Origin of the sequence: Merdimmobilis hominis (assembly GCF_016901855.1) — a bacterium.
GTDB lineage: Bacteria > Bacillota > Clostridia > Oscillospirales > Ruminococcaceae > Paludihabitans.
The window spans coordinates 101014-119575 of record NZ_JACJKY010000003.1 but is presented as its reverse complement, the minus strand read 5'-3'; the positions used below and the strand labels follow the sequence as shown (position 1 = coordinate 119575).

Annotated in this window: 14 protein-coding genes; 5 read left to right on the top strand and 9 right to left on the bottom strand. The window is 51.8% G+C overall.

Annotated elements, in window-relative coordinates:
• Positions 1-14 precede the first annotated feature (14 nt).
• The 9 genes from H6A12_RS02810 to H6A12_RS02770 form a co-directional block, all read right to left on the bottom strand.
• Complete coding sequence (locus H6A12_RS02810; RefSeq protein WP_243415266.1) at positions 15-974, bottom strand: hypothetical protein; 960 nt, start codon at positions 972-974, stop codon at positions 15-17.
• The gene (locus tag H6A12_RS02805) at positions 971-1609 is read right to left on the bottom strand and encodes a DUF7007 domain-containing protein (protein ID WP_204444559.1); all 639 of its coding nucleotides are present in this window, start codon (positions 1607-1609) and stop codon (positions 971-973) included. The genes H6A12_RS02810 and H6A12_RS02805 overlap by 4 nt, the downstream gene beginning before the upstream one ends.
• A complete protein-coding gene (locus tag H6A12_RS02800; RefSeq protein WP_204444553.1) occupies positions 1606-2229 on the bottom strand; it encodes a hypothetical protein in 624 nt (207 codons plus the stop codon). The genes H6A12_RS02805 and H6A12_RS02800 overlap by 4 nt, the downstream gene beginning before the upstream one ends.
• On the bottom strand, positions 2229-2468 hold the full coding sequence (locus tag H6A12_RS02795) for a hypothetical protein (protein ID WP_015535532.1): 240 nt from the start codon (positions 2466-2468) through the stop codon (positions 2229-2231). The genes H6A12_RS02800 and H6A12_RS02795 overlap by 1 nt, the downstream gene beginning before the upstream one ends.
• Entirely contained in the window at positions 2461-2703 is a 243-nt protein-coding gene (locus tag H6A12_RS02790) for a hypothetical protein (protein WP_087242929.1), read from the bottom strand. The genes H6A12_RS02795 and H6A12_RS02790 overlap by 8 nt, the downstream gene beginning before the upstream one ends.
• 190 nt (positions 2704-2893) lie before the next feature.
• Positions 2894-7123 (bottom strand): SpaA isopeptide-forming pilin-related protein, encoded by a 4230-nt coding sequence (locus tag H6A12_RS02785; RefSeq protein WP_204444551.1) that lies wholly within the window; start codon positions 7121-7123, stop codon positions 2894-2896.
• Positions 7124-7401: 278 nt separating this feature from the next.
• Positions 7402-8376 (bottom strand): ParB/RepB/Spo0J family partition protein, encoded by a 975-nt coding sequence (locus tag H6A12_RS02780; protein WP_204444548.1) that lies wholly within the window; start codon positions 8374-8376, stop codon positions 7402-7404.
• Positions 8330-9178 (bottom strand): ParA family protein, encoded by an 849-nt coding sequence (locus H6A12_RS02775; RefSeq protein WP_204444546.1) that lies wholly within the window; start codon positions 9176-9178, stop codon positions 8330-8332. Before H6A12_RS02775 ends, H6A12_RS02780 begins: the two co-directional genes overlap by 47 nt.
• A gap of 144 nt (positions 9179-9322) precedes the next feature.
• Positions 9323-9487, bottom strand: coding sequence for a hypothetical protein (locus H6A12_RS02770; protein ID WP_015535538.1), 165 nt, complete (start codon positions 9485-9487; stop codon positions 9323-9325).
• 74 nt (positions 9488-9561) lie between these two features.
• Between H6A12_RS02770 and H6A12_RS02765 the strand changes: the two genes are divergently transcribed.
• The 5 genes from H6A12_RS02765 (at position 9562) to H6A12_RS02745 (ending at position 18552) form a co-directional block, all read left to right on the top strand.
• Entirely contained in the window at positions 9562-9711 is a 150-nt protein-coding gene (locus tag H6A12_RS02765) for a hypothetical protein (RefSeq protein ID WP_204444544.1), read from the top strand.
• Between the two features lie 310 nt (positions 9712-10021).
• Entirely contained in the window at positions 10022-15187 is a 5166-nt protein-coding gene (locus H6A12_RS02760; RefSeq protein WP_204444542.1) for a Cna B-type domain-containing protein, read from the top strand.
• A 76-nt stretch (positions 15188-15263) separates the two neighbouring features.
• A complete protein-coding gene (locus tag H6A12_RS02755) occupies positions 15264-17003 on the top strand; it encodes a SpaH/EbpB family LPXTG-anchored major pilin (RefSeq protein ID WP_204444539.1) in 1740 nt (579 codons plus the stop codon).
• A 3-nt stretch (positions 17004-17006) separates the two neighbouring features.
• Positions 17007-17870 (top strand): class C sortase, encoded by an 864-nt coding sequence (locus H6A12_RS02750; RefSeq protein WP_204444537.1) that lies wholly within the window; start codon positions 17007-17009, stop codon positions 17868-17870.
• 4 nt (positions 17871-17874) lie between these two features.
• Positions 17875-18552: a hypothetical protein gene (locus tag H6A12_RS02745; RefSeq protein ID WP_204444535.1), complete on the top strand. Its 678-nt coding sequence runs from the start codon at positions 17875-17877 to the stop codon at positions 18550-18552.
• Positions 18553-18562 lie beyond the last annotated feature (10 nt).

The following is an 18562-nucleotide window of genomic DNA, read 5'->3' as shown; positions in this document are numbered from 1 at the left end:
ATTATGCCTATTCTTCATCGGGCTTCACCCCGGTCTTTCTGCCTGGGCTTGATGGGCTGCCCCTGCTCGTCATAGTTTTTGGGATCGGCGGCGGGGGTCTGCCAGCCAAACATGGAGCCGGCCAGCATGGCGGCCTCCTGTGCTTTGGTGACGCCGTTTTTTCCATTGCTGTCCTCTGCAAATCTGCGATTTTCTCCGGCGTCCGCCGCTGAAAATTCAGGACAGGGGTTGTATCCTTTTTCGCCCCTGGTCAGAAGAATCAGCTCCCCGGATGAGGGCAGCGTACTAAAGCACTGTACAGGCAGAGAAGAACGCAGCGGGATCACGCTCCCGTGAGTTTGCTCCAAACGCTCTGCAAATTCGCAGATATGATAAAGGGCGCTGGAATACCCTCCGCTGGTTTCAAAATGGGTTTCGTCGATAAACCGGCAGGTGCGGTCGCGGGTTCCTCCGCCGCCAGTGAAAATGCGGATGTGGTCGCCATCGGGGATACGGAATAGCTCCTTGTAGCCGGGCGTGATAAACCGGATGCCCTGTTTGGCCTTTTCCATGTGGTGTTCCAGAAATCGGGCAACGTAGGCATAGAGGTAAAAGTTGTAGTCTCCATAATTGGGGTTGCACCGGAGCATATAGGTGTGTTGGGGCGTCTGCACCTTAAAACCGTACTCGGCGCAGTAGTTTCCCTCAAACTCAGCCTCCGGGTTCTGATAGCAAAACCTGGTCATGCTGTCACGGGTGCAGAGCAGCCCGTCCTTTTCCCGCAGAGTGTTGACCACTTCATCAAACTCCGCCTTAAACTCGTCCGTCTTGTATTCCCTCCGGTGGTCGAACCAGGAAGTGTAAAACTCCTGGCCGCCGCCAAAATCCCCGCGCAGATGGCCGATACAGCCGGTTTGCCCTTCAAGCTGGCTGCTCTGGTTGTACGCATACAGGCGATCTGCCGGGGTCATGCTGGTGATTTTCAGCTCCATCATCGTTCACGTCCTTTCTTTTTCGCTTGTCGGTTTTGCTCCGATATGGCCTTTTCCCGTGCCTGCCAATATTCGGGGTGGTGAATTTGCACGCTGCTATTGATAACAGCCTCATACGCGCCGGGGCCAAAGCGCTCGTTCACTGGAGCCTGGATCATCTTTTTATCCATCAGCTCCCGGAGAGCCACCTGCGCGTCGCAGTCCTCCTCAAAGCAGAGGTAGCCGCCCTCAACAAAGGCGCAGCCCATCGCTTCTTTTCGGAATATCTTTTCCGCCAGTTCCCGGCGCACCATAATTCCGCCATGCCCTGGGGTGGAAACGGAATAAACGCCGGGGCAGAGCGTTTCACATTCCTGAATATTGCCCCACGGGGAATAGGAAGGGGCCTCCGGCACAATGGCGTTTTGCCGCTGATCCTCCAGACACTGCACCTCCTCCTGCGCCCGCGCCACCAAATCTTTCTGCGCAGAAAACAGATCGCTGAAATAGTGGCCCCAATCGTAGTCCGTCCGGTTACTGCATTTCCAGGTGACAAACTGCTGGGGCGCTGTCAAATGAACGCCCAACACAAACTCGCTGTCGCCCACATGACAGGAATCCGTAATGATATATCCGGCGTTTTCTCTGTAATCCATCATCGTTCACGCTCCTTCGTCGTTTTCTTTTTGGCCTGTTCCTGCTGGATCGCAGTAAGGCCATGCTTGGCCCAGCCGGGAAGGTTCTCCGGCTGTATCGTACCAAGCACGTCCATGCGCTCATAGCGGCTTTCTTTGCCAGTATAAAGGTCAACGCAGTAACAGGCTGACCCCCTGCTGTGTGGGGAAGCCCCAAAGCCTCCCATACAGAGCTTGAGCTGACGGGTAGCCCTGCGGTATTCCCGGCGCAGCACCTCCGGCTTTATCACTATGATTTTCCCGTGCAGATCATCCTCATGGGAAATGGGGATGCAGCCCTCCGCTGTGATGGGGCGGTCGTCTATGCCCTGTATGCGGGGCTTGTTCAGCTCTATGTGGGTTTTCTGTGCTTGCTCGGCAACCCGCTGGCCGAACAGCTCCACAATCTCCGGGAAATCATCACTGGCCATCACTTCGCTGTATTCTGCAAATAAGGCGTTTTGCCGACAAAAGGCGCACATATACTTCATGCCGGTATCATCCTGCGGATTTTCCCCCAGGACAACCTCGCGGTCGCCTATATGCACCGCCTGGATAATCTCATAATCACCGGCCATGCGTTTTTCTGTGGAATCATCGTTCATCACTCTGCCTCCAATTCCTGTTTAATAAATACTTTGATTTCCTTTACACTGGCAAAATCCCGTTCATCCCCGGTAAGGTAGCGCACCGTGTCCTGCCATTGAGACAGCGGGTAGCTGTTCTCATCCATCCTGCACAGGTCCAAAAGGGCCGCCCGCCGCAGGATAGGCGAAAGATTTAAGTCGGAGATGAAACAGCCATGCCGGGCCGCCAGTATGTCCAGCAGGTGCAGTTCATTCATGGCAACACCTGCTTTCTTCAGCTTCTTTCAGCAATTCCTCCACCAGCCTGCCGCTGCGGACTTTATTCCGGTCTGCCAGCACCTTGTTCTGGACGCACAGCACCGCCCGGATGTTGGGAACGGTAATGCCGGGGATTTCCACCATCTCCTCCGGAGTGATGGTGAGAAGCTGCACCGGGGAGTAACCAGCCTGGGCAAAGATGCGGAACAGCCGTTGTTCAAATCGTTCTCTCATCTGCAAAGCTCCTTTCTTTTTTGGTATGTAAAAGGGGCGGCCCCGCATGGCCGCCCCCTGGCTGGTTACTTCTTCCGGCTTCTGACTTTCAGGAAAATCAGGCTGCCGATGATGAATACCACCAGCGCAATGGCAATGATCGTTTTCAATTCCATGAAATCATTCCTCCTAACACAGAATCAAGCCGCAGTTATTTCACGGTGTTTTTGCCCTTCTTGCGCTTGCCCACATAGGCCGCAACGCCCAGGGCGGCAGCGCCCATAGCGGACACGCCCATGAGAGCCGCCCACAGCCAGGGCTTGCTGTCATCGCCAGTTTTCGGGGTGTCGCGCAGCTCGTTGTGCATTTCCGCCACGGTGGTCTTATCCGCAAAAATCGTTACCGTCTTATCCGCAGGCAGCACATAGTTGGCGCTGGCCCCATCCGACACCTCGGACACGGTGTAATCGCCCACGCGCAGGCCCTCGATAAAGATTTCACCGTTCGCGTCCGTGGTGAAAATCTGCTCATAACCGTTGGCTCCGGTCACGCGGAAGGAGAAGCCCTCCACCTTGCCGTCGCTGGACGTCTTTTCAATCCGCAGGGAACCGGTCTGGGCCATGTTGGTGAAGCCAATCCCGGCCTCGTTCTCTACCTCGTAGATCTTGCCGTTCTCGCTGATCTCCACATAGTAGGCGTTTTCATCCAGCAGGAAGCCCTCCGGCGCTTTGGTTTCCTTTACGAACACGCCGCCGTAGAGGATGTGGGACATCTCATAAATGCCGGTGCTGGTTTCCTCCAGCTTGCCCAGCAGCTCGTCACCCTCGTCCAGCTCTTTGTTGCCGTTGGTGTCGCGGTATACCTCGAACTCGGCACCGGTGAGCTTGTTGTTGGGATAATCCTTATCCACCTTCGTCAAACGCAGGTCGCCGTAAATGCGCTCATTGGCAAGGGAGATTTCCACTACCTGCCCATCTTCCTCCACAGTAACGGGGATCACTTCATCGGAGAGGATGAACCCTTCCGGGCTTTCCATCTCTTTCAGCGCCCAATTCCCGTAGGGGACGCCTGCGAAGGAGAAGCTGCCGTCCTCCGCTGAGATGGCGGTGGCCAAGGCATTTTCTGCGGTAAACTCGGTTTCATCGGACTTAAACAGACCGATTACAGCCCCGCCCAGGCCCGTGCCGTTCTCATCGGTTTTGAGGCCCTTGATTTCGCCGCGGATCAGCTCGTTTGTGACAGCCTCGCCATCATTAGCGGAAATCTCTACCACGGCAACGGAAGGCCCGCCGTACTCAAAGGTGAACGGGAAGGTTTCGCCATTCAGCAGGTAATGGCTGTCAGTGGACAGCTCCTTCAGGTAGAAGCTGCCGAAAGGCAGGTCGGTGCTGCAAACGGCCTGGCCGTTCTCATTCACAGAAACGATTTCCAGAAGCCCGTCTGCCGGGATCACGGAACCATCCGCTGCGGTGATGTCCTCCTGTGCATAGAGGCCGAAGGTCACGGCGGAAATTTCGCCATTCATGCCAATCCCAAATGTTTCATCCTGCTCCAGCACCTTGTCAAGCGTCACAAGGGCTTTCTGGCGCTGATTGTAGAAGCTGGCAGAGGTTTCGGTGACTTCCACCTCCTGGCCTGCGTACACCAGCTCCACGTTGGTGATGTTCTCGCCGGTATCCACCATGCCGTGGGGGAATTGAATTTCTTTCACCTGGAATTTGCCCAGGTAGAGGGGCTGGCTCTGGGCCGTTCCGTCCTCGCCGGTGGTGATGGTGTCCACTACCTCGCCCGCAGAATAGCGCAGGGTGCCGTCCAGGGTGTAGATGTCCTCCAGGGCAGTAATTTCAAACACCGCGCCGGGCAGGCCCTGCACCTCGTACACCGGCTGGTAAACGCCCTCGCTTTCTACCACGGAGGAGAACACCTCGCCGGTTTTGCTGACTTTGATGATTCCTTTCTGGGCCATGTTGGGCTTAGTGACTTCGATCACCGTCACGCCGCCTTCCTCGCTGGAATTGTCCTCAGTCACATCAAAGTAAACCGGGGTACTGTCCAGCACATAGCCGTAGGGGGCCTGTACCTCAACCAGAGAGTACCCGGAGCCGTACTCCAGCTTTTCCGGGGTGACAAGGTAGCCCTCGGAATTGGTGTAGAACGTATCAATGGTGGTGGGCGTCGGATAGGTGAAGGTCATTTCCACCTTGCTGCCATCCGGGCGGTAAATCTGGAACCCGGCCCCCGCATAGGGGATGGTGACGCCGGTTTCCGCGTCCACCTTGACCACCTTGATGAAGCTCTCAAAATTGGCGTTGTTGATAAGGTAGCGGTAGGTCTGCCCGTCCTGAGCGATATACACTTCAAAATCGTCCATCAGCTCGCGGCCTTCCCAGCCCTTGGTCTGGCGGACGATATAGGTGCCGTAGGGCAGCTTTTTCGACTGTGCAAAGCCGTTCTCATCGCAGACGAGAACATCGCGCTCGGATTCCTTGGCATTTTCATAGCTGCCGGCTGATTTCAAAAACACCTGGAACTCCGCGCCAGATTCCGGGGTTTCGATCTGGGTTTCCCCGTCATCGGTGTGCTTGATGATGGCGATGTCGCCCTTGATGATCTGCTCCGTCACGTCGTTGGCGGTATCGTTCAGCTCAATCTCATACAGCTCTGGCTCCGCACCCACCTTGTGGATGGTGGAATCCAGCAGGTAGCCCTCGCTGGGGCTGATTTCACGGATTGTCCAGTCCGAATCGCAGACGTAATATCCGGTGGTGAACTGGCCGTTCTCGTCCGTGGTGAAGCTGTCGATGAGAGTATCTCCCTTATACAACCCATACACAGCGCCGGCCAGGGAACCGTCGCCCTGGGGCGCACCCGTTTCCACATCGCTCTTGGTGACGGTGACGCGGAATTTCTTCAGCACGTTGTTCACGCTCTTGTGGGTAACTTCATTCCACTCGATGGTGGCTGTCTGGGAATCCGGCACCACATAACGGATGGGGGTATCCACCTCCTCCAATACATAGCCTGTGCCGATGAGCACGTTTTCAAAGCGCGCCACACCGCTGGAATCCGTCACAGCATACTCATCCACCGGCTGCCCGGAGAGGGATGTGCCGTACAAGTGGAAGGTCATACCCTCCACCAGCCCGTCTTCGCTGGTTTTCGTCACTTCCAGGCTGCCACGCTTCAGCTTGTTGTTGAAATTCACGGTAGCAGTCTGGCCGCTGACGATGGTCACGCGCTGGGTTTCCTGGGGTTCATACTTATCAATCGACTGCTCGGTTACGGTATAAACGCCGGGGTTGAGGTCGGAGATGTCGATCTCGCCCGCCTCATTGGTGGTCTTGGTGGCGCTGTACCCCTCGCCGGTGATAGTGAAGTTGATCCCGGCTACCTGTCCGTCCTCGGAAGTCTTAATCAGCTTCATATTGCCGGTTTTCACTTCTAGGTTCAGATAGCCCACCATAGAATCGGACACGGTTTCCCCATAGGTGGCAAAGTCCTGCTTGCCGCCGCCGGTAATGCCATCCGTCCAAACCACAACGCCGCTGCGCTGGGCAGAGATTTTCTCTGCTTTCACCGTTACAGAACCTTTGATGGCCTGGGCGGAAGTGATGGTGAGCTGATTGCCGTCCACGGAGAAATTCAGCCCGGTGGTGCTGCTGGAGAAGGTGTAGTCACTCAGCACACCGTTGGTATCCGTGAGAGTGAGGGAATACTGCTGGCCGTCCCATTTCAGCTCATAGGCCCCGGCGTCGGCGGTGCTGCTGAAAAAGCTGGGAAGCATAGTGTGGCGCTTGACCGCGCTCTCAATGGCGGAATACTGGTTGAAAATCTCGCTGTATAGGGGATGATCGGCGCTGATATATTCCGTCACGTTGTTTTTGCCCTGAGCATTGGCGTCCACATGGTTAAACTGGCTGTCGCGCTCACCCACGACAGTTTCCCAAACAAGAAGCTGGGTAGCGATATATCCCGCGATCTTGCTGGCGTCCTCCGGGTCCCCGCTCATCCATGAAGTGCTGGCGTTGCCCTGCCAGCCATAGGTCATGATCCGCCCGATATATTCCTTGATGGTATCCGGCGGGATGGTGGGGTTTAAGTTGGACGGGTAGTTATCCCAGAAATCCTCACCGCGCCCGGTGTACTGGTCGCCGGTATTCACACCGACGCCCGGCTCAATACAGTAGATGGCCCTGCCATTGAATGCGTCCTGGGTGTGGACGGAAAAGCTGTCGTTCTCTCCGGTGGACCAGCCGCCCAGGAAATTCAGGGCGGGATGGCCCCAGCCGGCCTTGTTGGGGTCATTGGCACGGGGCAGGTCGATCATATACGTCGTCATGGTTTCGCCTGCGGCAAAAGCCGTGGTTCCTGTCCCTACGAACACGCCCAGGCACATGAGCAGGGCCATGAACAGGGACAGAGGCTTTCTCAATGCTTTCATCGTGTTACCTCCTTGAAATGGCCGCAAAAAAAGCACATCGCTCTGGATGTGCTGCTTGCGGCTGGATTCTGTTTACGTTCTAAAAAAGAGAGGCGCGCCAATCGTTCTCCACCTTATCCGTTCTGTCTGCAAACCTGTGGATTCCTGAAAGAATCAGCCTCCCCAAATATCTTCTTTTTTAGGCTGTTTAGGTTGTACGAGGGGGTGAGGTGTGGAGAGGGGGAACAGCGAAAACGCCAGTTCCCTGCAAATGGGCGCACTGCTCCCTTGGTAGTGGGTTATCTTTCTAAACTGCGCTGGCGCTTTCGGTAGAGTTCCAGCGCCTTAACAATGGTGTCCTCGATCTTCTGCGTGGGCGTCCCCGGCGCAAAAAACCGGCTGATTTTTTCCTTTGGGATCTTGAACTGTTCTTTTTGATTGGGCTTTTCCTCCTTCATAATGGAAACAAGGGCGTCTTTGGCCAGCCGTTCCTCGCCGGTCTTGGCTTCGGACATCTGGCGCATTTTGATAGCCTGGGCATGGGACGGGGTGCAGTCCATCTCGTCCATGATAGCGAACAAGTCCGCCTGTTCTTCTTTTCGCAAGTAAGACAGCTCCACCGCTGGGCGCATGGCAATCTGGAGCATTTCCTGGTCTTTGAGAACCGAGTTATCTACCAGTTCCAGAATTTCCGGGATGAGGTGGGTAAGGCGGATATATTTGCGTATCTGCTCATGGCTCTCGCCAGATTGTTCCGCAAGTATTTCCCGACTTTTCTTCCCGGAAAAATGGGGCAACACTGTTGCACCATTTTCTTTTGGTGGCCGCCCAGCCTGCCTTTTCATAGCGTCCAGCTTCATTTTGTAGGCAAACGCCTTTTCCGATGGTAAAATCTGCTCCCGCTGCAGGTTGGAGTCCACCATGATAATCGTGGCTTCATCATCGGTGAGCTGCCTCACAATACAGGGGATTTCCTCAAGCCCCGCTAAATCCGCCGCCTTTTTCCTGCGGTGTCCGGCCACCATTTCATAGCCGCCCGACCGTTTGGGGCGCACCAGGGCAGGGACTAATACGCCGTACTGCTTCACGCTTTCCGTCATTTCCTGCATGGCTGCGTCCATGCGAACCTTAAACGGGTGATTCGGGAAGTCGCTGATTTCCGAGGGCGAAAGATTGACAACCTTTTCAAGCCGTGCCTCGGCCCGTTCTTCCTCCGTGGAAAACAAATCATCGACTGAGGGAAGCTGGAAGTTTAGCCCGCTGCTTTTCGCCATCCGCCAGCACCTCCTTTGAAAAATCCGCGTAAGCCTGGGCCACCTTGCTTCCCTTGTCGTAGGCGTAAATACTCTTGCCTGCGGCGCTGATCTCTGCGGCTTTGATGGCTACGGGAATCTCGGAACGATAAATTTTCAACACGCTCCCGTAACTCTGCCGCAGTGTATCCGCTGTCTGTCTGGCAAGGTTTGTGCGCCCATCCACCAGAGTGAGCAGCACCCCGTCCACCTTCAGAGCCGGGTTGATCTGCCGCTTCACTTTATTGATGGTTTTCATAAGCTGGGTCATGCCCTTGGCGGGAAGATAATGGGCCTGCACCGGGATAATCACGCTGTCCGCCGCAGCCAGGGCGTTTATCGTAATCATGCCCAGGGACGGCATACAATCAATGAGAACCACATCATAGTGCTTCTTGACCTCATTGACATAGGTTCTCAGCGTAAACTCCCGGCTCATGGCGGTGACCAGGCTCATTTCCAGCGCGGACAGCTCAATGTTGGCGGGCATAAGGTCTACACCCTCGATGTGGTGCAAAATGCCCTCATCTGTGGTGAATGGCTCATCCCGGATCACTTTTTCCATGACCGTGGCCAGGGTGGTGGGCAGGCTGTCCTGGTCTTGCCAGCCCAGGCAGGTGGTGAGGTCGCCCTGGGGGTCTGCGTCAATGAGCAGCACCTTTTTCCCCAGACGGGCTAAACCAATGCCCAGATTCACCGTCGTGGTGGTTTTGCCTGTGCCGCCTTTCTGGTTGGCCAATGCGATGACACGGCCTTCCTTCGGGCGGCTTCTCTGTTCCGGCATTTTCATGTCCTCCTTCTTCGTAGATTTAGCCGCCCGTTGGCAAGACGGACGGCTATGTATGGGGAGTCTGAAAGATGGACATGAAAAAAGCCGCTTACTCTTTCTGAAAAGAATAAGCGGCTCATTAAGCTGCGATATGTAATTTTACATCTTCTTCACCGGGGCGCACATGGCTTTGAGCAGAAGTTCATCCAGGCAGCCGGTGTCCCGATTTTCACGGAGCATAGTATTGCGCAGGTGATTAAGGCTCTGAATCACAATACTGTTCTCGGCGGGGGTGAGGTATATCTTGAATTTCCGTTTTTTCATAGGGCGTTCCTCCTTTACGCTTTCAGTATATATGGAAGGAACGCTACGCCGCAAATGTGCGAGAGTTCATCCACTTGAAACGTAACAGCGGCAACTCAGAAGAACAAGATAAACTGGATTCGGTTTGGTCAAATCCTGACAAATCAGGACATCCCCTTCAAAAGAAAAACCGTTCACAAAGGCTGTCATGGAATCGAAAAAATGAAGGGGAAAATACCCTCTAAAACACCCCGATTTCGGCTCGCAGTTGCCCCATTTTTTAATCATAACGGGGTCAAAAAGGGCCTGTTGCCCCATTATTAATCAAGAAAAACCGGGTCAGGCAAGGTCAAATCCTTCCAAAATCGGACAAAGGACAACAGACTTTTTGGAAAGGAAAAAGCCCGAAAAACCGCATGGTTCCGGGCTTTTTGAGCTTTTTTGAATTGGTTTGTCGGGCCTGTTATCTCTTGGAGAACTGGGGCGCGCGACGAGCGGCTTTGAGGCCATACTTCTATTCCTCCTGTAGGAACAATTGCACAGCGGAATAATGAATTGCATGGTCTTTCGACTGTGACGGCGGTCGGCGATTATGCCGGCGGTATTGCAGGCAGCCTGGGAACTGCAAGTGTGACAGGACTGCTCAACGGAACACTTGGTGTCGGAAATTTCCTTGGATTCACCTTGTCCAATACGGAGGTAACAGGATGTTCCGGCGGATATCATGTGACGGCGGTCGGTGATTATGCCGGCGGTGCAATCGGACTTGCAACAGGCGGAACCGCTTCGAATGTTGTGCTTTCTGAGATTTCTTCGGTAGCGGCAAACAACCGTGCAGGCGGATTTGTCGGATGCGCGGGACCGGGTGATTTGGCAGGCAGCAACGGATTAAAGCTTGGCTTGCTCGGCATTGAGCTGCTGGAACTCAAAAACCTCTTATCCGTTGCGGAAGGTGTGCGCGTTCAGATTTCTGATTGTCATGTAACCGGTATTCAAACCGGCCTGAGGGTTTCAGCAAATGCATCGAATAATACGAGCGATGTGACGGATTTTGCTGCAGGCGGATTTATCGGCAAGAGCAACAGCACACAGATTACACGTTCGCATGTCAGTCAATTAAACTCTGTTACAGCACCGCTTTGGGATGGATTTGCGGGTGGATATGTCGGCACATCCCAAACGGGCGGTTTGGCTGAAGTGGCTGAAGAAGATAATATTCTGAAGCTGATACAACTAAATCAGTTGCTTGGAACTGTCACATACCTCATTCCGTCTTATACGGACTGTACGGTTCGTTTTATCGACGGCGGATACACTGAGGCGCAGGTAGCAGGCGGATTTGCGGGAGAAATGCAGAGCGGAAAGGTCAATAACGCTGTGCGCGGAGAATCTGACTGGTATGCAGTATATAATATTGATCATGTCAACGGGCAGACATACGGCGGCGGATTTGCAGGAATCATTTCTTCCGGTGCATTGGCAGATGCCGGCGGCGGCATTTCCATTCTGGGCGGAATTGACGGGCTCAATATTAATCTTTCTGATCTGCTCGCTCTTGTTGAGGCATATGTGCCGTATGTACAGTATGCAGGCGTTAAATCCGACAACGGATTCACCGTTGTCGCCAAAAAATTTGATGAAATAGATATTGCTTCCGGCAGTGCGGGCGGATTCGTCGGCTATGCGAGCGGTGCACAGATTTCGTATTGTGATGTGCAGAGTTTAAAACATACAACTGTAACACCGCCCGACGATCTTGAAGCAGTGGAGGCGCCCAGTTATTTTGACAGCACACAGAGCACATATGCTGTCACCGGCGGCCGGTATGCAGGCGGATTTGTTGGAAATATGAATATCGGAAGCGCGGCATCGGTCGGCGGCGGACTGAAAGTACTTGGCAGCAGCATACAGCTGTCGAATGTGCTGGATGTGTTATCGGTCGTTGTAACAACGATCGAACATTCTGATGTGACAGGCAGTGCCGGGGGATATTCCGTTTTAGCGAGTGCGGTCATGCCGCAGAGCCATACGATGCATGGCATGGCAGGCGGATATGCAGGAGCTGTGTATGGCGGTCATATTCAGGATTCTCATGCAAATCTTTTTGAATATGTGATCGGACAGATTGCGGCGGGCGGCTATGTTGGAGAAATGATGCCCGGTGATGCAGCACGATTGATGGAAAATGTTGGCGTTTTCGATGCGTTGGTGAGCACAGACACCGCTTTGGCTTCTTTGGTACAGACATTTATTCCTACCATTCGAAACAGTACCACCGATTGCGTGCCGTGTGGCGGTGCAGTACGTGCACAGGCATTTTCCGATGAGGCTGTGCAGCGCGGAATGGCCGGCGGTTATGTCGGTCATAATATGGGAGGCAGTATCTGGGGTCTCAATACAGATTCATGGAAAAGTACACAGGCATATGCCGGACCGATCAGTTTGTGTACAGCAGACCGTATTCGTTCCGTGTACGGTGCAGAATATGCGGGGGGATATGTCGGATTGATGGAATCTGCGGATACGGCAAGCACAGGAGGCGTAAGTCTGCTTGAGGGACTGGTCAGTGTAAACAATATTTTGGGTGCGTTGAGTGTTGTTTATCCAACACAGGAAAATACAGCAGTATATGGCCCTCTGGCAAATCTTGATTTGGATACATGGAATCGCTGGGTCGAATATGTTGGAATTCACGGTGGTTACGGATACACGCTGTCTCTCAATGGAAAAGCGGAGACGCAGCAAGAGCTTGAGGATAAGCTGAAACAGTATATATACGGTTTTCATGTTGTTGCGGGACGCAGTGAGGCAGACGAAATGCTTGCGCGTTCAGGCGGTGATGCCGGTGGTTATGTCGGATTGATGTGCAGTGGTACACTGACCAGTTGTATGGCATACGATGTGAAATTGGTGAGCGGATGGCACGCTGCAGGCGGTTTTGCGGGACAGATGCAGACCGGTGGGGCAGCGGATTTCGGAAACATCTCCATTCTTGGACTCAATTTAAATGTCGGTCAGTTGATCAAGCTTGCAGAAGTTTTTGTACCTGCAGTGAAACACTCTTCCGTCCAGGGATACACTTCCGGTATGACTGTGCAGTCCACAGGGCTTGTAACTGATGATGCAGGGTATGCCGGCGGCTATGTGGGTTGTTCCTATGGCGCACAGATTCAGCTTAACAGCGATGGACTGCCAAGCGCGCAGCTTTGGCAGTCTACGGAAAAATACCCTGCACCCCTCGCTTCGTGTGATGTGCGGAATTTGCGCCGGGTAACAGGACGCAATGCAGTCGGCGGTTATGTGGGGCTTGCTTCGGCAGCTTCACTGGCAAGCGTGAATACAAATGCATCCGATGGATTGCTGCAGGGAATTTTGGATCATGTGATTACAAGCGCCGCAAATTTGGTTGATTTGCTGCCTGCAACGGTTACAACAATCCACAAGGCTTCTGTTTCTCCTGCTGATGAGGCATGGGGCTTCGTTGTCAGCGGCGCATATACAACAGATAACGCAACGGTGCAATATGCGCCGTATGCCGGCGGTTTCGCAGGCTATATACAGGCGGCAGTTCTCGGAGAAAGGGATGCCGCAGGCGATATGCTGGCTGTGACAGGGCTGCACAGTGTTGACGGCGGACTGTATGCTGGCGGCTTCTTCGGTCTGGCCGATACGGCGGCTGTAGCAGAGATATCCGGCACTAATGCAGAGGGTGCAACCACCGACATTTTGGGTGCACTCATCAATCTCGGCAGTGTGGATGCCCTGGATGTTCTGCGTACCTATATCTATCATGCAAGTGTGCAGGGCATTAAAGAAGGCTATACCGTACAAGCGCATACTACGACTGCCGAAGGTATCATGGATGAAAAACGGCAAACCGGATGCGCCGGTGGATTTGGCGGCGGGCTGCTCAACGGAACCATTCGAAACAGTGCTGCAAGTGGCCTTTCCACAGTGCGCGGATGCAATTATACCGGTGGTTTTGTCGGCCATATGGGCAAAAGCGGTGTTGTTGATATCGACAGCGCTGAAATATTGGCGAAGCTTCTGGGTGCAACCGTGGGTGCACTTGATCTCTTTGGCTCTCAGGTGTACGACAGTAGCGTGCAGGGATATGCTATGGGTGCTGTCATTGAAGCGGCAGGCGGTGAACAGCCGATTGCCGGCGGATTTGTAGGATACAGTGATCTTGGCCGCATCGATTCAAGCCATGCAACGCAGCTGAAAAAAGTGACGAGCGAGCAGGTAGCCGGTGGTTTTATCGGTCAGACCGATATGAACTATATTGTCAGCGCACAGATCCAGTCGGTATTGCTTGAGGCAGTTTTGCAAGTGGTTAATGAATTGCTTGAAGCGTTATATCTCAATGACACAAGACTGGAAAGCATTAATCTGGGGGATTTGAACCTTGGTATTTTGGAGGTTGAGCTGTTAAGTGACGGAAATACGCTGAAAGTTGAATTGCTCGGACTGCCTATTACGGTGGCACTGTCAAAACAGGCGGATAATCCTGATCAGCAGACGGATATTGCGATTGTTACCATTGGCGATTCAGTGGTTCGCTTGCCCTGCAGTGAGCAGGACGGTGTTAAACGTGAAGACCTTGAAAATGCAGAGATCAATCTGATCAAAGGAAATCGAACGGAACTCAATCAGTGTACGGTTACCGGCGTGAATAACGGATATGACGTGTTTGGCGGTGGTGCTTCTCAAGATGCGGACGGTACGCATCCGATGGGTATCAGCGGTGGTTTTGTCGGCTATAACCATGAGGGAAAGCTGTCGAACTGCACAATGATACGCTGTGACGTGGTCCGCGGTACGGCTGACCGTGTGGGACCATTCAGTGGATATAATGATTTAAAATCAGTCTATGACTTCAATACAATTACGTCAATCGAGGGTAACAACAACCGTTATTCCATCTATCGCCCATTTAACAGTGCATTCACACAAGTCATCTTGGCTGGCGGTACAGCGTTTGCATCTGCACAGCAGGACACATCCGTGGATATCACTTATAATCGCTATGATGTGACGCATCTCGCGCTGTTTGACACGTTTAATGACTTAAAAGGCGCGCTGGAAACCGGAAAATCCAACACACAGCGTGAACTCCTTGTATATGTAAGCGCGGCGAAGGCTGTACTCATGATGGATGCCAATGCACCGGACAATCCGCAGCCGACAACACCGGAGCCTGGACAGACAGCAGACCCGTGTGAAGATACCGTCGATTTGACGATCAACAAAATCTGGGATGATTGGGGCAACTTTGACGGCTTGCGTCCCGGAGAAATTAAAATTGATATCTATCAGCAAAAATTTGCGCCGGATGGTAAAGAGATCGGTGAACAGGTCTTGTATCGAACGATCACACTGACGACAGAAGACCTTGTGCCGAACGACAGCAATCTTTGGCGCAAAATTGTGGCGGATCTGCCGGTGATCGAATACGAATCCGATGAACAAGGCGCGCCCACCGATCAAGTTAAAGCCTACTATATTTACTCGTTTGAAGAACAGGCTGTTGCAGGATATACTGAAACGCTTGGCTACAACGAGGGAATTTATGAAGTCACTATCACGAACCATCATGATCCCGAACTGCCGGATGTCGGCGGTATCGGCAGTCTGATTTTTGTTGTGGTTGGCGTAGGAATTCTTTTGCCGGCTTTGCTGGTGCGCAAGCGCCGCGGCGGCAGAAAGGAGGGTGCATGAGGATTGTTGCTTTCTGTATGATTCAGAAGGTGAAACGGGTATAAACCAAAATGATGCATGAAAGGAAATGACCAAAATGAAAAAAACATTCAAACGAATGACAGCGCTTTTGTTGGCGCTTGCCATGATGGTATGCGTTTCTGCTACCGCATTTGCCGCAAAGGGCGATGTTGTGGCAACCGGTAATCTTACTGTAACCGGCGATCAACTGATCGGTAAAGAGGTTACTGCAATTTTGATGTTTACCGCTCGCGCAACAGTGGGCGAACCATCAAACAGCTATGTATTTGACTCATATGTACTGGAAGATGCGTGGCTCGAGTTCTTTAAAGAAGAGCCTGGCAACGGCGGCATCGGTAAAGATGAGCTTGTGACTGTGGGTGGCGCGACATTCAGCGGTACTCCAACCAATGAGGAATACAAAGAAGCAGCGCTTAAATATGTAAAATCGCTCGAAAACGATGAGCAGAACAAAGGAACGCTTGCTGATTTTGCACACAAAGCACAGAAATGGTACCGCGCACATACTGCTGCCTTTACTAATTTGAGCGAGACACAAACAGCCACAGCTGTTTCCGTAACCCCAGGCGAGAAAAAAGGTAAAGCAACCTTTACAGATCTCAATGCCGGCTACTATCTGGTGTTCCCAGAGGGCGGTTCGACAGGTGAAGACAGCCGTGCAACGGATGCAATGCTCATCAACATTCCCACCGACGAATTGAATGCAACTTGGAACATCAAGAGCGTCTATCCAACCGTTGACAAAACAGTGCAGACTGATTCGAATGGTAATTATGCGGAAACCGGCAGTGCTCAGATTGGTGATACCGTAACCTTTAGACTCACATCGACCGTTCCGGATATGACCGATTATACGACGTATAAATTTAATTTCGTCGATACCATGTCTAACGGTTTGACTTTTGTACGGGACAGTGTCGAGGTGACAATCGATTCTGTTGACAATGAAAAAGTGCAGACTTCTTATAAAGTCACTCCTCCGACTTCCGGCAACAATAATACCCTGACAGTAGCATTTGAAAATCTGAAAGGTGTTTCTGGCATTCAAACGGGTAAGACGATCACTGTTACTTATAAGGCTGTTATCAACGAAAACGCAGTGACTACCGACCCGGTAACCAACAGTGCAAAAGTTGAATACAGCAATGATCCTGTGAGTGGTGGAACAGGTGAATCTACACCGAGTACAACGAAAGTTTACACATATGATATCAATGTGCACAAATACACCGGCAGCTGGAATGGAGGTACAACAGGCTACTTGGAAGGCGCTACCTTTATCCTCAGCAAAGAAGATCAGCTGAGAAATAGTGGCGGAGTCATCACAGACGGCAACTATGGTGCAGATTATGCCGATGTTATAAATGGCATTGAGCTGATTGCAACAGGTGATAATTATCGTGTCGCAAAAGAAAAAGAAGAAGGAACGATTTATTTCACAACCACGGACAAAGCAATCACCATCAGCGGTTTGGAAGCAGGCACCTACTATCTCCATGAGGTAAAAGCGCCTGCCGGTTATAACAAACTGACCAATCCGATTAAAATTGAAATTCGTGTTTCCGGTGAAACGGTCAATGAAAAGACACCGAGCTACGAGGATCCGGTTTACATCATCAATGATAAAACGGCCGAAGCGTCTGATTCGAATGTCATCCCTGTGCTCAACAACAACGGTATTACACTGCCTGAAACCGGTAGCATCGGTACGATTGGCCTGACCATTTTGGGTGTCGGTGTCGTGCTCGCAGGCATTTTTGTTCCGCGCAGAAAGAAAAAAAGCACACAGGCATAATTGATGAAAGAAAAGCTGTGGCGATTGATCCGCGTGTTGGTGATTCTGTTGGGTCTCGGGATTTTGATTTATCCGTCGCTCAGCCAGTATTTGGCGGAAAAAAACGGCAGTCAGGCAACGGCATCTTACGATGAGACGATCCGTCAAATGGAAGATGAACAGATTGCGCAGCTGCTGGCACAAGCACAGGAATACAATCAGCAGCTTGCCGGCATGACCGGCGGCGGTGCACCGCTGACGGATGAAAACGGGGAACCGATCACACTCGACAGCTACTGGGATTTATTGGATATTGACGGGAACGGTATGATGGGTTATATTTCGATTCCGCGGTTGAATACAACCATTCCGATTTATCACGGTACAAAGGAGAACGTTTTGCAAGTGGGTGTAGGACACCTGCAAAACACCTCGTTGCCTGTAGGCGGTGCCTCCACACATGCGGCGGTATCCGGTCATCGTGGACTTCCAACATACAGTTTGTTCACAGATCTAGACCGCATGAAAATTGGAGATCAATTTTTCATTAAAGTTTTGAATCAGACAATGTGCTATACTGTTGATCAAATTCTCACGGTGTTACCGGATGAGATGGATGCGCTTGCAATTACACCTGGACAGGATTATGTTACACTGATTACCTGTACACCATATGGGATTAACTCACATCGCTTATTGGTTCGCGGCGTGCGCAGTGCGTATAATCCGGAAGAAATAGAGAATACTTTACTGCAAAACGAATCGTTTTGGGAAAGGCTTCCCATGCAATACCGTCATATGTTACTGGGTGCAATGATTGTAGTCGGGGTTCTCTTGCTGCGTCTGATTATCATCCGCATTTTACGCTTATATCAAAAGAGGAGATGAAAACATGAAGAAGTCTCTGCCGATTTGTACAAGGCACTGCCGGCAGCTTGTGTTTTTGGTTGCGTTGCTGACACTGTTTGTGTGTCAAAGTGCACCGGCTTACGCCAGAGAACAATCGGGATCACTGCAAATAGAGTGTAAGGTGCATCACGATAATGATACGTTTTTTTTGGCAGGGGATACGTATGCAGTGGTGCAGATTGCAACTGTTTCGGTGGGAAATGCGGAGGGATCTCCGTCGTTTACCTATCAAATCTGTGAAGCGTTTAAAGCATTTGATTGTGATTGGGACAATTTGACCGATGAAGAACTGCGTGCAAAATCCAAAGCGCTGCAAGCATATGCTGAAAAAATGAATCTATTGTCAATAAAACAGACAACAGATCAACATGGGCAAGTTGTTTTTAATTCTCTTGAAACAGGATTATATCTTGTTGTGCGAACTTCGGTTTCTGAAAAAAATGAATCGTATCAAACAGATCCATTTCTTGTCAGCATTCCGGTGATGATTGATGATACATTGATTTATTCCGTAACGGCAACGCCAAAGTTTGAATATCATCCCGTTGTGGAGCAACCGGATACGGGAGATACTAATTGGCTGGTAGAGGGAATATTTTGGCTGACTACTGGGATGAGTTGTTTACTGGTAGGCTTAATATCATTCAAAAAAATAGGATAATATAAAAAAC

What these genes read in the sequence shown, in the direction of transcription:
- H6A12_RS02750 (WP_204444537.1), top strand. Translation starts at nt 17,007, where the DNA reads ATGAAAGAAAAGCTGTGGCGATTGATCCGCGTGTTGGTGATTCTGTTG.
- H6A12_RS02800 (WP_204444553.1), bottom strand. Translation starts at nt 2,229, where the DNA reads ATGAACGATGATTCCACAGAAAAACGCATGGCCGGTGATTATGAGATT.
- H6A12_RS02770 (WP_015535538.1), bottom strand. Translation starts at nt 9,487, where the DNA reads ATGAAAAAACGGAAATTCAAGATATACCTCACCCCCGCCGAGAACAGT.
- H6A12_RS02745 (WP_204444535.1), top strand. Translation starts at nt 17,875, where the DNA reads ATGAAGAAGTCTCTGCCGATTTGTACAAGGCACTGCCGGCAGCTTGTG.
- H6A12_RS02810 (WP_243415266.1), bottom strand. Translation starts at nt 974, where the DNA reads ATGATGGAGCTGAAAATCACCAGCATGACCCCGGCAGATCGCCTGTAT.
- H6A12_RS02790 (WP_087242929.1), bottom strand. Translation starts at nt 2,703, where the DNA reads ATGAGAGAACGATTTGAACAACGGCTGTTCCGCATCTTTGCCCAGGCT.
- H6A12_RS02780 (WP_204444548.1), bottom strand. Translation starts at nt 8,376, where the DNA reads ATGGCGAAAAGCAGCGGGCTAAACTTCCAGCTTCCCTCAGTCGATGAT.
- H6A12_RS02755 (WP_204444539.1), top strand. Translation starts at nt 15,264, where the DNA reads ATGAAAAAAACATTCAAACGAATGACAGCGCTTTTGTTGGCGCTTGCC.
- H6A12_RS02805 (WP_204444559.1), bottom strand. Translation starts at nt 1,609, where the DNA reads ATGATGGATTACAGAGAAAACGCCGGATATATCATTACGGATTCCTGT.
- H6A12_RS02785 (WP_204444551.1), bottom strand. Translation starts at nt 7,123, where the DNA reads ATGAAAGCATTGAGAAAGCCTCTGTCCCTGTTCATGGCCCTGCTCATG.
- H6A12_RS02775 (WP_204444546.1), bottom strand. Translation starts at nt 9,178, where the DNA reads ATGCCGGAACAGAGAAGCCGCCCGAAGGAAGGCCGTGTCATCGCATTG.
- H6A12_RS02795 (WP_015535532.1), bottom strand. Translation starts at nt 2,468, where the DNA reads ATGAATGAACTGCACCTGCTGGACATACTGGCGGCCCGGCATGGCTGT.